Annotated in this window: 12 protein-coding genes; 6 read left to right on the top strand and 6 right to left on the bottom strand. The window is 72.4% G+C overall.

From position 1 onward, the window contains the following. The first annotated feature begins 36 nt into the window (after positions 1 to 36). Positions 37 to 1,182, top strand: coding sequence for a TDT family transporter (locus ABTY62_RS02950; protein WP_352127571.1), 1,146 nt, complete (start codon positions 37 to 39; stop codon positions 1,180 to 1,182). Here the strand turns inward: ABTY62_RS02950 and ABTY62_RS02945 are convergent. From ABTY62_RS02945 to ABTY62_RS02920, 6 genes are all read right to left on the bottom strand, one after another. After that, positions 1,179 to 1,529: a UBP-type zinc finger domain-containing protein gene (locus tag ABTY62_RS02945; RefSeq protein ID WP_311723313.1), complete on the bottom strand. Its 351-nt coding sequence runs from the start codon at positions 1,527 to 1,529 to the stop codon at positions 1,179 to 1,181. The two genes, ABTY62_RS02950 and ABTY62_RS02945, sit on opposite strands and share 4 nt — an antisense overlap. After that, positions 1,526 to 2,971, bottom strand: a complete 1,446-nt coding sequence (locus ABTY62_RS02940; protein ID WP_352127840.1) for an ATP-binding protein — start codon at positions 2,969 to 2,971, stop codon at positions 1,526 to 1,528. Before ABTY62_RS02940 ends, ABTY62_RS02945 begins: the two co-directional genes overlap by 4 nt. Positions 2,972 to 2,976: 5 nt before the next feature. Then, on the bottom strand, positions 2,977 to 4,653 hold the full coding sequence (locus ABTY62_RS02935; RefSeq protein WP_352127570.1) for an NAD(P)/FAD-dependent oxidoreductase: 1,677 nt from the start codon (positions 4,651 to 4,653) through the stop codon (positions 2,977 to 2,979). 134 nt (positions 4,654 to 4,787) lie between these two features. Then, on the bottom strand, positions 4,788 to 6,530 hold the full coding sequence (locus ABTY62_RS02930) for a pyruvate dehydrogenase (protein ID WP_352127569.1): 1,743 nt from the start codon (positions 6,528 to 6,530) through the stop codon (positions 4,788 to 4,790). 165 nt (positions 6,531 to 6,695) lie between these two features. Continuing rightward, complete coding sequence (locus ABTY62_RS02925) at positions 6,696 to 6,893, bottom strand: hypothetical protein (protein WP_352127568.1); 198 nt, start codon at positions 6,891 to 6,893, stop codon at positions 6,696 to 6,698. A gap of 24 nt (positions 6,894 to 6,917) precedes the next feature. Continuing rightward, on the bottom strand, positions 6,918 to 7,640 hold the full coding sequence (locus ABTY62_RS02920; RefSeq protein ID WP_352127567.1) for a GntR family transcriptional regulator: 723 nt from the start codon (positions 7,638 to 7,640) through the stop codon (positions 6,918 to 6,920). A 216-nt stretch (positions 7,641 to 7,856) separates the two neighbouring features. On the opposite strand from ABTY62_RS02920, the gene ABTY62_RS02915 reads away from it, so the two are divergent. From ABTY62_RS02915 to ABTY62_RS02895, 5 genes are all read left to right on the top strand, one after another. Continuing rightward, entirely contained in the window at positions 7,857 to 10,097 is a 2,241-nt protein-coding gene (locus ABTY62_RS02915) for an MMPL family transporter (RefSeq protein WP_352127566.1), read from the top strand. A 124-nt stretch (positions 10,098 to 10,221) separates the two neighbouring features. Then, positions 10,222 to 11,541, top strand: a complete 1,320-nt coding sequence (locus tag ABTY62_RS02910) for a sensor histidine kinase (RefSeq protein WP_352127565.1) — start codon at positions 10,222 to 10,224, stop codon at positions 11,539 to 11,541. Beyond that, positions 11,538 to 12,194: a response regulator gene (locus ABTY62_RS02905; RefSeq protein ID WP_352127564.1), complete on the top strand. Its 657-nt coding sequence runs from the start codon at positions 11,538 to 11,540 to the stop codon at positions 12,192 to 12,194. The genes ABTY62_RS02910 and ABTY62_RS02905 overlap by 4 nt, the downstream gene beginning before the upstream one ends. A 109-nt stretch (positions 12,195 to 12,303) precedes the next feature. Continuing rightward, positions 12,304 to 13,020: a GntR family transcriptional regulator gene (locus ABTY62_RS02900; RefSeq protein WP_352127563.1), complete on the top strand. Its 717-nt coding sequence runs from the start codon at positions 12,304 to 12,306 to the stop codon at positions 13,018 to 13,020. Between the two features lie 56 nt (positions 13,021 to 13,076). Beyond that, positions 13,077 to 14,084, top strand: coding sequence for an ADP-ribosylglycohydrolase family protein (locus ABTY62_RS02895; RefSeq protein ID WP_352127562.1), 1,008 nt, complete (start codon positions 13,077 to 13,079; stop codon positions 14,082 to 14,084). Positions 14,085 to 14,127: the final 43 nt, after the last annotated feature.

Below are 14,127 nucleotides of genomic sequence, written 5' to 3'. Positions count from 1 at the left end.
CTACCGGCCACGTCGGGGACGGGCGACGGTTGCTCCATGCCCCCTCTCCTCACCGCCCCGCGGCCCCCGGCGTACGACGCCCGGCGGCGGCTCCCCGCCGGTCTGCTGCGCGACCTGGACCGCCCTGCCCAGCTGTTCGAGAACCTCGGCCCGAACTGGTACGCCTCCGTCATGGGCACGGGCATCGTCGCCACCGCCGCGGCCGGCCTGCCCGTCCGGGTCCCCGGGCTGCACACGGCCGCCACCTTGGTCTGGGCCCTGGCCGCGGTCTGGCTGGTGGCGCTCACCGCGGCGTGGGCCGTGCACTGGACCCGCCACCGCGACCGGGCCAGGGCACACGCCGGACACCCGGTGATGGCCCACTTCTGGGGCGCCCCCGCCATGGCGCTGCTCACCGTGGGCGCCGGCGCCCTGACCCTGGGGCAGGACTGGCTCGGCCGGCCGACGGCCGTGGCCATCGACGTGGCGCTGTGGTCGGCAGGCACCCTGCTGGGGCTGGTCACCGCCGTCTGGATCCCCTACCGCGCCATGACGGGGCACGCCACCGCCCCGGACGCCGCGTTCGGCGGCTGGCTGATGCCCGTCGTCCCGCCCATGGTGTCCGCCGCCACCGGCGCCGCCCTCGTCCCCCACACCGCCGCCGGGCAGCCCCGGCTCACGCTGCTGCTCGCCTGCTACGCCATGTTCGGCATCAGTCTGCTGGCGAGCCTCGTCATCATCACCCAGATCTGGGCGCGGCTGATGCACCACAAGGTCGGGCCGGCCGCCATGACGCCCACCCTGTGGATCGTCCTGGGCCCGCTCGGGCAGTCGGTGACCGCCGCCAACCTCCTCGGCGCCGCGGCGCACAGCGCCCTGCCCCGCCCCTACGCCACCGGCGCCGAGGTCTTCGGCTTTCTGTACGGCGTCCCCGTCTGGGGCTTCGCCATGATGTGGCTGGCCCTGGCCGCGGCGCTGACCCGCCGCACCGCCCGGAGGGGGCTGCCGTTCTCGCTGACCTGGTGGAGCTTCACGTTTCCCGTCGGTACGTGTGTCACCGGCACCAGCGCGCTGGCCCTGCGGCTGCACTCCACCCCGCTCGCCGCCCTCGCCGTCGCCCTGTTCGCCCTCCTCCTCACCGCCTGGGTCACGGTGGCCCTCCGCACCGCGCGCGCGGCCGCGCGCGGTGCGCTGTTCGCCTAGCCGAGCTGCCGCACCCAGTCCGCGGGCACCCGTCCCGCGGGACCGGGCGTCGGCTGGTCGGCGGGGTGGCTCTCGGGCCCGGCCAGCTGCGGGCCCGACTCGTACATCTCGGAGGTCTCGTAGTTCCAGAACCAGCCCTCACCCGGTTCGAAGCTGCGGATCAGCGGATGGCCGGTGGCCTCGGCGTGCGCGGTCGCGTGCTTCGCGAGCGAGTCGTCGCAACAGCCGATGTGTCCGCACTGCGCGCAGCGCCGCAGATGGAACCACCATCCGCCGCCGGCCTCGCACTCGGCGCATCCGGTGCCGCTCGGCGGCACCGACGGGTCGATTCCGTTCTGCGGGGTCATGAGGGCTCCTGTGGGGTGTCGGGACCGGTGGCGGTCAGCGGGAGGCGCACCTGGAAGCGGGTGTCGCCCGGAGTGGACTGGACGCGGAGGTCACCGTGGTGCTTGTTGACGACGATGCGCCATGAGATGTCCAGGCCGAGACCGGTGCCCTGGCCCACCGGTTTCGTGGTGAAGAACGGGTCGAAGACACGGTCGCGGATGTCCTCGGGAATGCCGGGCCCCGTGTCGCCGAACTCGACGAGAAGGTGGTCCTCGTCGCGCGCGGTGCGCACGGTCAGGGTGCCCGGGGCGTCGTCCCCGGTGTTCATCGCGGAGACCGCGTTGTCGATCAGGTTCGTCCAGACCTGGTTGAGCTCGCCGGGGTAGGCGGGGATCTTCGGCAGGGTGCGGTCGTAGTCCTTGACGACGGTGATGTGCGGGCCGATCTTCGCGGCGAGCATCAGCAGTGTGCTGTCGAGCAGTTCATGCACATCGGCCACCTGGTAGGGCGCGCGGTCGAGCTGCGAGTACTGCCTGGCGGCGTTGACGAGGGTCGAGACCCGGGTGGTCGAGTCCTCGATCTCGTTCATGAGGAGCTCGGTCTCGACGGTGTAGTTCAGCCACCGCACGGCCCCTTCGAGGATGTCCTCGCCGACCGCCAGCGCGACCTGGTCCAGCCAGTCGGTGTCGAGGCCGGCCTGGACGAACGTCGGCGCGAGCTGCCATCCGCCCTCGATGCCGTGGTCGTCCAGCCAGTCGGAGATGGCGTCCTCGAGGTCCGAGGCCTCCAGCGGGCTCAGGGTGGTGGCCTTGGCGACGCGCTCGGCCGTGCGCTCCTGCACCTCGACGAGGATCTGGAGGCTGTCGCGCCGGTACGGGCCCGCCGCGATGGCGCCGAGCTTGTGGCGCATCCCGGCGACCCGCTCCCGGAGCGCCGAGGTGGCCCGTACCGCGGCGGCGGCCGGGTTGTTCAGCTCGTGGGTGAGGCCCGCGGAGAGCGAGCCGAGGGCCTGGAGCCGCTCCCGCTGTCCGATGGCCTGCTGGGTGTTCTTGGTGCCGAAGAAGAGCCCTTCCAGCAGGTGGACCCCCATGGGAAACCACTCGTGCATGACGCGGGCGAACGTCTCGGCGGGCAGCACGAAGAACCGCGCGGGCTCGATGACCCGCAGGGAGCTGGTGTACACCTGCCGGACGCGGTCGCCCAGGTAGGCGTGGAAGGCTCCCGCGTAGACACCACGGCTGGAGCTCCGGTTCACCTCCACGTCCTGGCCCCCGATCCGGCTGGAGAGCACCAGCGTCCCCTCGAGCAGCACATAGAAGCAGGTGGCCGGTTCGCCCTCGGCGTACACGGGCCCGGGTTCGAACCGCTCCACCCGGCCCTCGCGGCACAGCCGCGCGAGCTGGTCGGGGGCCAGCTTCTCGAAGAGGAACAGGGAGCCGATCTCGGCCTCGCTGCACTGCAATGCGTTCACGACTGCTCCAGATACCGGTGCACCAGCATGACCGCCATGGCTCCCTCTCCCACGGCGGAGGCGACGCGCTTGGCGGACTCGGCGCGCGCGTCTCCCGCCACGAACACCCCGGGGATATTGGTCTCCAGGTGGTACGGCGGCCGGTCCAGCTCCCAGCCGGGCGGGGGCGCCCCGTCGGCGGTGAGGTCGGGGCCGGTCAGGATGAAACCGCGGGAGTCCCTGAGCACGGTGTCGCCCAGCCAGTCCGCCAGCGGGGCCGCGCCGATGAACACGAACATCCACTGGGCGTCGACCATCTCGGCGTGGCCGGTCGTGGTGTCGGTCAGGGTGAGCCGCTCCAGCTGGTGCTCGCCGTGGGCGGCCTCGACCACCGTGTTCGTGCGCACCGAGATCGTGGGCGCGTCCGTGATCTGCTGGACGAGATAGTGCGACATGGAGTCGGACAGGGACGCTCCGCGCACGAGGAGGGTGACCGACTTGGCGCCCCGGGACAGATACATCGCGGCCTGGCCCGCGGAGTTCGCGCCGCCGACGATGTAGACGTCGTGGTCCTGGCAGGCGGCCGCCTCGGTCAGTGCGGAGCCGTAGAACACCCCGCATCCGGTCAGGTCCTCCACGCCGGGCGCCTGGAGTTGCCGGTACGACACGCCGGTGGCGAGGATGACGGCGTGGGCGGCGATCGCGGATCCGTCCGAGAACCGGACGACGCGGGCGGCGCCGTTGATCTCCAGCCCGGTGACCTCGCGCGCGGTCAGTATCTCGGCGCCGAACTTGGCCGCCTGGCGGCGGGCCCGGTCCGTGAGCTGCGCTCCGGACACGCCGTTCGGGAAGCCGAGGTAGTTCTCGATCCGGGAGCTCTGCCCCGCCTGGCCACCGGTCGCCGAGCGCTCCACCAGGACCGTCCGGAGGCCTTCGGAGGCCCCGTACACGGCCGCGCCGAGCCCGGCGGGTCCGCCGCCGATGATGACGAGGTCGTAGAAGTCGGCCGCCGGTGTCGTGGCCAGACCCACCTTGGCGGCGATGTCCCGGTCCTCCGGCTCCACGAGCGCTGTGCCGTCCGGGGTGACCACGAGCGGGAGCCGCAGTCCGTCCTGGCCCGCCGCGGAGAGCAGCCGCCGGCCTTCCGGCTCGTCGGAGGAGTACCAGCGGTACGGCACCTGGTTGCGGGCCAGGAATTCCCGTACCGCCGAGGACCGCGCCGACCAGCGGTGTCCGACGACCTTGGTGATCAGCACCGGCCGGTGTTCGCTGGCCCGCCAGGTCTCCAGCAGATCGTCCAGGACCGGGTAGAGCTTCTCCTCGGGCGGGTCCCACGGCTTGAGCAGATAGTGGTCGAGGTCGACGACGTTGATCGCGTCGATGGCCGCGTCGGTGTCCGCGTACGCCGTCAGCAGCACACGGCGGGCACCGGGGTAGATGTCGAGCGCCTGCTCCAGAAACTCGATGCCGTTCATCTGCGGCATGCGGTAGTCGGCGAGGATCACCGCCACCACATCGCCGCGCAGCTTGAGCTCCCGTAGCGCGTCGAGAGCGGACTCCCCGCACTCCGCGCGCACCACGCGGTATGCCTGCCCGTAGCGCCTCCGCAGGTCACGGGCTACGGACCGGGACACTCCGGGGTCGTCGTCCACGGTCAGAATGATGGTCCGCGCGGCTTCTGCGGACTGTGTCATGCCTCTCCCGCCCCGGACTGGCCGACGCCGGGCGGCGCCGACGGTCCGTGTGCAACTGTGCGCCGATGATCCCCATCGTATGGGCGACCATCCTGCTTCGCTACGAAAAACCTGGGTGTATCCATCGGCCGCGTTCAGGGGCGCGGAAGGTTGCGCAGATTGCTGCGGGCCAGATGGACCATGCGTCCCACGCCGCCGGCGAGCACGGTGCGGCTCGCCGACAGCGCGAAGCCGGTGACCTGCTCGGCCGTGATCTTCGGCGGGATGGACAGCGCGTCGGGGTCGGTGACGACATCGACGAGCGCCGGACCGTCGTGGGCGAAGGCCTCCCGCAGCGCGTCGCGCACCTCGGCGGGCTTCTCCACGCGGACCCCGTGCGCTCCGGCCGCCCGGGCGATGGCGGCGTAGTCCGTGTGCGGGTACCGGGTGCCGTGCGAGGGCAGACCGTCGACCATCATCTCCAGGTCGACCATGCCGAGCGAGGAGTTGTTGAACACCACGACCTTCACCGGAAGCCCGTACTGCACCAGGGTCAGGAAGTCGCCCATGAGCATGGAGAAACCGCCGTCGCCTGACAGGGACACCACCTGCCGCCCCCGGTCGAGGAACTGCGCGCCGATGGCCTGCGGCAGCGCGTTGGCCATCGATCCGTGCACAAAGGATCCCAGGATCCGGCGGCGGCCGTTCGGCGTCAGATAGCGGGCGGCCCACACGCAGCACATCCCGGTGTCCACGGTGAAGACCGCGTCGTCGGCGGCCTCCTCGTCGAGCACCGAGGCCACGTACTCCGGGTGGATCGGGGTGTGCTTCTCCACATTCCGGGTGTAGGCGCTGACGGCGCCCTCGAGCGCGCGGGTGTGGTGGTGCAGCATCCGGTCGAGGAACCGGCGCGAGGTCTTCTCCCGCACCATGGGGGTGAGACAGCGCAGTGTCTCACCGACGTCCCCCCAGACGGCGAGGTCCAGCCGGGTGCGCCGGCCCAGCCGCTCGGGCTGCACATCGACCTGCACCGTCCGGACGCCACGCGGCAGGAATTCGGTGTACGGGAAGTCCGTGCCCAGAAGCAGCAGCAGGTCGCACTCGTGCATCGCCTCGTACGCGGCGCCGTAGCCGAGCAGTCCGGACATCCCGACGTCGTACGGGTTGTCGTACTGGATGTGTTCCTTGCCCCGCAGCGCGTGGCCGACCGGGGCCTTGATCTTCTCCGCGAAGGCCATCACCTCGGCGTGGGCCCCGGCGACGCCCCGGCCACAGAACACGGTCACCCGCTCCGCGGCGTCGACCAGCTGCCTCAGCCGGGCGAGTTCCTGGTCGCCGGGGCGGATGGCGGGCAGGTCCAGCGGGATCGCGAGTTCGGCACCGCCGCCGGGAGAGTCCTGCCCGGCGATGTCGCCGGGCAGAGCCACCACGGACACCCCGCGCCGGCCGACCGCGTGCTGGATCGCCGTCTGGACCACCCGGGGCATCTGGCGGGGCGAGGAGATGAGCTCCGAGTAGTGGCTGCACTCCTCGAACAACCGGTCCGGGTGGGTCTCCTGGAAGTACCCGGTCCCGATCTCGCCGCTGGGGATCTGGGCGGCCAGCGCGAGCACGGGCGCCATCGAGCGGTGTGCGTCGAAGAGGCCGTTGATCAGATGCAGATTGCCCGGCCCGCAGGAGCCCGCGCAGGCGGCCAGCCGGCCGGTGAGCTGGGCTTCCGCCCCGGCGGCGAACGCCGCGACCTCCTCGTGCCGAACCTGCACCCACTCCATCGCGCGGTGCCGCCTGACCGCGTCCACCACGGGGTTCAGGCTGTCCCCGACCACGCCGTACATCCGCCGCACACCGGCGCGGGCTATCAGGTCCACGTACTGTTCGGCGACTGTCTGCTTGGCCACGGAGCTCCTCGGGTTCGGCGGCGGGGACGGCCCCTTGGGCGGCCCGCCACGGCGACGGGGCCACGCTAGGTGGCCGCGGAGCCGCCGGGTTGACTCTCCGCGCACGGCCCCGCGTCCGGCAGTGCACGGCTCGGCAAGCGCAGGCGGGGACATGGGTCGCCGGGGTCAGCGGGGAGTGCGCGCTCCGCGGTCGATGATCTTCAGGTTGACCGCGAATCCGGGGAAGGCGAAGCCGACCGCGACCCCCAGGGCCATCGCGATGACGACCCGCGCCCCCAGCCCCCGGTACCAGCGCTTGCGCGCCGCGGGGGGCGAGACGGCATCCAGGAGTTGTTTCTCAGACCACAGAAATCCGCGTGTCAAGGGTCGTCCACCCGCAACCGGGGGTTACTTGCGCTGGAGAACCGTCTCGTAGGCGAAGCGGTCACCGGCACGGGTGCTCACGGTGACCTCGAAGAGTGCGCCCGAGGCGTCGTAGTAGCGCCGTACGAACTCCAGCCCCGGGCTTCCCGGTGCCACCCCGAGATGCGCCGCCGCCGCGGGCACCCCCACCGCCCGCACCTGCTGCACCACCCGCGCCACCGCGCGCCCCGTACGGGCCTCGATCAGGTCGGCGATGAGCTGGCGGCCCTCCTCCAGATCCCCGGCGATCGCCTTGGCGTCCCCCGGACCCAGATACACCCGCGCCCAGGAGAGGACCCCGCCGGAACTCCCGGGATCCCGCCGGGTGGAGGTGATGCGCACCTGCCCGGACCCCTCGGCCAGGCCTGTGGCCGCGGACAGGGCGGCGTCCACCGTCACCGGCTCCACCGACAGAATGGACCGCACGGCGGCCTCGCCGTACTGGGTCAGGTCCTCGACGCTTCCCAGCTGGGTGGTGAACGCGGCCACCGGCGTCGAGCGCTCCACGCGGGTACCCGTCCCGGGGTGACGGGAGATCAGGCCGCCCTGTTCCAGACGGAGCAACGCCCGCCGCAGCGTCTCCCGCGAGACGCCGTACTCGGCCGCCAGCTCGGGCTCGGTGGGCAGCAACTCCCCCACGGCCCACTTCCCGGCGGCGATCCTGCCCATGAGATCGCCGGCGATCACCACGTATCGCGGCTCACCCACGACGAACTCCTTGCCTGCTCAGGACCGGTCCACAAAATCCCAGAGCACCACCGAGGGGGAACCCGCGGAGGCCGGGCGAGTAGTACCGCGGTACTACTCGGCCGCCGGATTGGGTCCCGGGGTGCCGGGGATCCAGGGAAAACCGCTCCTACGTTGAGGCCGGGGTCGTTCGGGCCCCGCTCTCGTAGCGATTCTTCTCCTGGTGGGAGTACTTCCGTGGCCACCTTCCTCTACCGGCTGGGCCGGCTCGCCTTCCGGCGACGACGGCTCTTCCTGACGCTGTGGATCGTCGTCCTGGCCGCCGTCGGCCTGGGCGCCGCCGGCGTGTCCGGCACCACGACGGACGACTTCACCCTGCCCGGCACCCAGTCCCAGAAGGCGATCGACCTGCTGGAGAAGGAGTTTCCGCAGGCGTCCGCCTCCGGCGCCACGGCACGGGTCGTCTTCGAGGCGCCCGACGGCGGGAAGTTGACCTCCGGCGCCCACCGGACCGAGATCGCCGCCCTGGTCGCCGATCTGAAGAAGGCGCCGCAAGTGGCGAGCGTCTCCGACCCGTTCAGCAGCGGCCTGGTCAGCAGGTCGGGCACCATCGCCTACGCCCAGGTCACCTACCGGGTTCCCAAGGCCGACATCACCACCGCCGCCTCGGACGCCCTGCACCACATCGCCGACCAGGGCGAACGGGCCGGGCTCACGGTGAGCCTGGGGGGCAACGCGGTCCAGGACAAGGCCGGCAGCAAGGCGGCCGAGCTGCTCGGCCTCGTGGTCGCCGCCCTCGCCCTGGTGATCACCTTCGGCTCGCTGATCGCGGCCGGACTCCCGCTGCTGACCGCCGTGTTCGGCGTCGCGGCGGCCATCTGCACCATCACCATCGCCACCGAGTTCGTCGACATGGCCTCCGCCGCCTCGACCCTGGCGCTGATGCTGGGCCTGGCGGTGGCCATCGACTACGCCCTGTTCATCGTCTCCCGCTACCGCGGCGAGCTCCGCGACGGCCACGAGCCGGAGGAGGCCTGCGGACGCGCCCTGGGCACCGCCGGCTCCGCGGTGGTGTTCGCGGGCCTGACCGTGGTCATCGCACTGGCGGGGCTGAGCGTCATCGGCATCAAGATGCTGACCACCATGGGCCTGGCCGCCGCGTTCGCGGTCGTCGTCGCCGTCGTGATCGCCCTGACTCTGCTCCCCGCGGTGCTGGGCTTCGCCGGGACACGCTTGATGAACGGCCGGCTCCGGACCCGCCGCATGCGGGCCCTGGAACGCGGCGAGGGCGAGACCATGGGGGTGCGCTGGGGCCGGTTCGTCACCCGCCACCCGGTCAGGATGCTCCTCGTCTCGGTGGCGGGTCTCGGGCTGCTGGCCGTTCCCGCGATGTCGCTGCGCCTCACCCTGCCCGACGACAGCATGGCCTCCCCCGGCAGCACTCAGCGCATCGCGTACGACACCCTGAGCAAGGGGTTCGGGCCCGGCTTCAACGGCCCGCTGACCGTGGTCGTCGACGCCCGCGACAGTCACGACCCCAAGTCGGCCGCCCGTCGCGCGGTGGCCATGCTGCGCGAGCTCCCCGACATCGCCACGGTGCGCCCCGCCGCCTTCAACCGGTCAGTCGATGTGGCCCTGATCGGCGCCGTCCCGAAGTCCTCCCCCACCAGCCAGGACACCATCGACCTGGTCTCCGCCATCCGTGACCACGGCGCCGCCCTGCGCGCGGACACCGGCGCCCATCTGATGGTCACCGGCACCACCGCCGTCAACATCGACGTCTCCGCCAAGCTCGGCGACGCCATGGTGCCCTATCTGGGCATCGTGGTCGGCCTCGCGCTGGTCCTGCTGCTCCTGGTCTTCCGCTCGATCCTGGTGCCCCTCAAGGCCGCGCTCGGCTTCCTGCTCAGCGTGCTGGCCACCCTCGGTGTCCTCGTCGCGGTCTTCCAGTGGGGCTGGCTGAAGGACGTCTTCGGCGTCGACCAGACCGCGCCGATCGTGAGCGTGCTGCCCATTCTGCTGATCGGCGTGGTGTTCGGGCTCGCCATGGACTACGAGGTCTTCCTCGTCACCCGGATGCGGGAGGAGTACGTCCACGGCGCCGATCCCACCGAGGCCGTGGTCGCGGGCTTCCGCCACGGCGCGCGCGTGGTCACCGCCGCCGCCATCATCATGATCTCCGTCTTCGCCGGCTTCCTCCTCGACGACGTCGCGCTGGTCAAGTCGATCGGCCTGGGCCTGGCCTCCGCCGTCCTCTTCGACGCCTTCGTCGTCCGGATGACCATCGTCCCCGCCGTGATGGCCCTGGTCGGCCGACGGGCCTGGGCCCTCCCCGGGTGGCTGGACCGGATCCTGCCCAACGTCGATGTCGAGGGCGAGAAACTGCGCCATGTCCTCGAGGCCCGGCAGGGCGACACCGGCGGCCCCGGCGACCCGGAACACCCGCCCGTGCCGTCCACACCGATCGGGCGTGGCTGAACCGGCGCGGAAGCGCCGAGGGGCGAGGGCTCACCGCCCGGCCGTACGATCGCCACCTGAGCGGCGGGCCCGGGGCGGCCGTGTGCCCGAGCCCCGCCCGCCCGCACCACGAAGGGCGTACACCGTGACCGCACCACCGCACGCACCCGCGTCGACGGCCCGCCCCTCGGGGCGCCCGCCCCGGCTCCCCGAGGCTCTGACCAGCGACCCCGAGCAGCGCGTGATCGTCTCGATCATCGCCCGGCTGGCCGCGTGGCGGATGGCCGACCGGGCCCACCCGCGGGTCCGGCGGTGGGGGGTGCCCGCCTTCTGTGCCGCGCTCAGCATCCCCTCCCTGCTGAACCCCGCCAACAGCGCCAGACCCTCGGTGGAGCTGGCGCTGGCCCTCGCCTTCACCGTGCCGCTGCTGTGGCGGGAGCGCCGACCCGTGGCGGTGTTCGCCGTCACCACCGCCGTATCCGTGGTGGCCCTTCCCCTGGGCGCACTGACCGGCGCCGACGCCGCACGGGTCGTGGCCCTGTACAACGTGGGCCGCTTCGGCACCCCCCGGCAGCTCCTTGTCGCCATCGCCGTCACCACGGCGCAACTCGTCGCGTGGGCCGCCGTCTTCTGGAGCGGCGGCCAGCTGGAGCACGCCACACGCCCGGAGGTGGTGACGGCGATGGCGATGGTCGCCATGGCGGCGTTCGCCGGTCTCGGCCTGGCCGGCCGGCTGGCGAACGCCTATATCGCCGCCCTCCAGAAGGAGCGTGACCAGCAGGCCCGCCTGGCGGCCGCCCAGGAACGCGCCCGGGTCTCCCGCGAGATGCACGACATCCTCGGCCACACCCTCGCCGTCATCGTCGGCCTCGCCGACGGCGCCGCCGCCCTCACCGAGACCAAGCCCCAGAGCGGTGCCGACACTCTCCGCATCATCGCCGACAGCGGCCGCGGCGCCCTGGGCGAACTGCGGCGCCTGCTCGCCGTCATCGGCGACGAGCGCGACACGCGGGGCGACGCCCCGCTCGCCCCGCAACCCGGCCTGGCCGACCTCGGCACCCTGCTGGAGCGGGTCCGCGCCGCCGGTCCCACCGCCACCCTGCACACCGAGGGCGACCTGACGGGCCTCGGCCAAGGGCTCCAACTCGCCACCTACCGCATCGTCCAGGAAGCCCTCACCAACACCCTCAAACACGCCGCCCTCGACACCACGGTCACCGTCTCCGTCACCGCCACCGCGGGCTCCGGCCCCGTTCGCATCGCCGTCGAGGACACCGGCCCGCCGCGGGCCCCGAAGGCGGGCCCCCGCGACGGTGGCGGCCGGGGCCTGGTCGGTATGCGCGAACGCGCCGCCCTCTACCGGGGAGACGTCACCGTCGGCCCCAACACGCATGGCGGCTGGAGTGTCCACGCCGTCCTCCCGACCACCACACCCACCACCCCGCCGGAGAAGCTCCCCGCATGACCACCGTCCTCATCGTCGACGACCAGGCCCTGCAACGCCTCGGCTTCCGGATGCTGTTGGAGGCCCAGCCCGACATGACCGTCACCGGGGAGGCCACCCACGGTGGCGAAGCGGTCCGCAAGACCGCCGAACTGCGCCCCGACGTCGTCCTGATGGACGTCCGGATGCCCGGCATGGACGGTATCGAGGCCACCCGCCACATCGTGGAGTCCGGCGGCCGCTCCCGGGTCCTGGTCCTGACCACCTTCGACCTCGACGAGTACGCCTACGACGCGCTGCGCGCCGGAGCCAGCGGCTTTCTCCTCAAGGACGCCCTTCCGGACGAACTGGTCGCCGGCATCCGCGCCGTGGCCGCCGGGGACTCCGTGATCTCCCCCGGCCTCACCCGCAAACTCATCGACGCCTTCACCAGCCACCTCCCCGGCCGCGCCCCCGGCCAGGAACGCCGGCTCGCGGACCTCACCGAGCGCGAGCGCGAGGTCCTCACCGCCGTCGCCGCCGGCTGGACCAACGCCGAGATCGCCGAGAACCTCTGTCTGGCCGAGTCCACCGTCAAGTCCCATGTCAGCCGCGTCCTCGCCAAGATCGGCGCCCGGGACCGCGTCCAGGCCGTGATCTTCGCGTACGACGTGGGGCTGGTACGGCCCGTCTGAGCCGGCCCCATCGGCGGGAGAGAGAGCCGACCGGGAAAGGGATCGGGAAGGAGACCGGGAAGAAAACAGGGTCTAGACAGGACTGGACATGTGTGGCTAGCTTCCAGACATGCCTAAACAGGTCCTCAAGCATCAGCGCATTGCCCGCGTTCTGGCCCGTGAGATCCACAGCGGTGTTCTGGAGCCGGGCAGCAGGCTGCCCGGCGAACACGCGCTCACCCGGCGCTTCTCGGTCAGCCGGACCACGGTCCGCCAGGCGCTGGACGAGCTCAGCAGGCAAGGGCTGATCTCCACCCACGCGGGCGTCGGCTCGTTCGTCGCCTTCGACGGCAGCCTGCTGGACAACAGCCTCGGATGGACCAGGGCCCTGGCCGACCAGGGCGCCCGGATCAGCACGGAGGTGCTCCGGCTCGAGGCGGTGCGCGATGCCCGGCTGGCCGAGGAGCTCGGGCTGGAGAACGTGGAGTTCATGGCGCTCGACCGGCTGCGCGTGCTGCCGGAGGGCACCCCCGTCTCGCTGGAGCGCAGCAGGGTTCCGCTGGTCCCGGCGCTGGCGGACGTCCCGGTCGGCGGGCTCCTCGAGGACTCGCTGACCAAGACCCTGGCCGCGGCCGGACTGCGGGCCACGCACGGCGACGAGTGGGCGTCCGTGCGGCCGCTGGCCGCCGAGGAGGCGGCACTGCTCCGCCGCCCCGAGGGTGAGGTCTGGCTCAGCACCCGCCGGGTCGGCCGCGGGGCGGACGGCCGGGTCGTCGAGCAGGTGACCAGCCTCCTGGACCCCGCCCGCTTCCAGCTGCACCTCGGCTTCGGCGAGCAGCCCGAATGAACCGGCACGTGCCCGACCGCGCCGAACGTACCCCCGCACATCGACAGGAAGCCTGAATGAACCACCAGCACGACCGCGCGCTCGGCGCCCTGTACGGCCTGGCCATGGGCGACGCCCTGGGGATGCCCACCCAGATCATGTCCCGGCGGTCGATCACCGCCCGCTTCGGCACCGTCACCGGCTTTGAACCCGGCCCGGCGGACAACCCGGTGAGCGGGGGAATGCCCGCCGGTTCCGTCACGGACGACACCGATCAGGCCCTCATCGTCGGCCGGCTGCTGACCGAGAACGGCGGGCGCATCGAACCGCTGCGGCTCGCGCACGAGCTCCTGGAGTGGGAGCGCGCCATGAAGGCCAAGGGCTCCTTCGATCTGCTCGGCCCCTCCACCAAGGCCGCCCTGGAGGCAGTGTCCCGCGGTGTGCCGCCGGAGGAGGCGGGCAGGTCCGGGTCCACCAACGGCGCGGCCATGCGGATCACCCCGGTCGGCGTCGCCTTCTCCGCCACCCCGCTGGAGCCCTTCGTCGACCGGGTGGCGGCGGCCTGCCAGGTCACCCATGACACCGGCATCGGCATCGCCTCCGCGGCCGCCGTGGCGGCCGCCGTGAGCCGGGCCGTCGACGGCGGAGACCTGGAGGACGCCTTCGCCGCGGCGATCACGGCGGCGGCGGCCGGCGCCGAGCGTGGCCACTGGGTCGCGGGCGCCGATATCGCCGCCCGCATCCGCTGGGCCGTGGACCTGGTCCGCGGGCTGCCCGAGGACCAGGCCCTGGACCGCGTCTGCGACCTGGTCGGCACCAGCGTGGCCAGCCAGGAGTCGGTCCCCGCCGCCTTCGCCGTCCTGGCCCTCGCCGAGGGCGCCCCGTGGCGGGCCTGTCTGCTGGCGGCCAACCTCGGCGGTGACTGCGACACCATCGGCGCCATCGCCGGTGCCATCGCCGGTGCCCTCAGCGGCGCCTCGGGACTGCCCGCCGAGGCCCTCGCCACCCTGCGCTCGGTCAACGGCCTCGATCTGGAGCCGCTGGCCACCGCCCTGCTCGCGCTGCGCGCCGGCTCGGCCGAGTGAACACGCGCCCGCCCTTCCACCCGCACCGGAGCGCCCCCCGTAC

The sequence above is a fragment of the Streptomyces sp. NPDC097640 genome (genome assembly GCF_040302705.1).
Taxonomy (GTDB): domain Bacteria; phylum Actinomycetota; class Actinomycetes; order Streptomycetales; family Streptomycetaceae; genus Streptomyces.
The sequence above is the reverse complement of the archived record's forward strand: the minus strand, read 5'-3'. Positions and strand labels throughout refer to the sequence as shown.

Bases quoted from the DNA above. Each gene is read 5' to 3' on its own strand.
- ABTY62_RS02950 (WP_352127571.1), top strand. From the start codon at position 37: ATGCCCCCTCTCCTCACCGCCCCGCGGCCCCCGGCGTACGACGCCCGG.
- ABTY62_RS02895 (WP_352127562.1), top strand. From the start codon at position 13,077: ATGAACCACCAGCACGACCGCGCGCTCGGCGCCCTGTACGGCCTGGCC.
- ABTY62_RS02900 (WP_352127563.1), top strand. From the start codon at position 12,304: ATGCCTAAACAGGTCCTCAAGCATCAGCGCATTGCCCGCGTTCTGGCC.
- ABTY62_RS02935 (WP_352127570.1), bottom strand. From the start codon at position 4,653: ATGACACAGTCCGCAGAAGCCGCGCGGACCATCATTCTGACCGTGGAC.
- ABTY62_RS02905 (WP_352127564.1), top strand. From the start codon at position 11,538: ATGACCACCGTCCTCATCGTCGACGACCAGGCCCTGCAACGCCTCGGC.
- ABTY62_RS02945 (WP_311723313.1), bottom strand. From the start codon at position 1,529: ATGACCCCGCAGAACGGAATCGACCCGTCGGTGCCGCCGAGCGGCACC.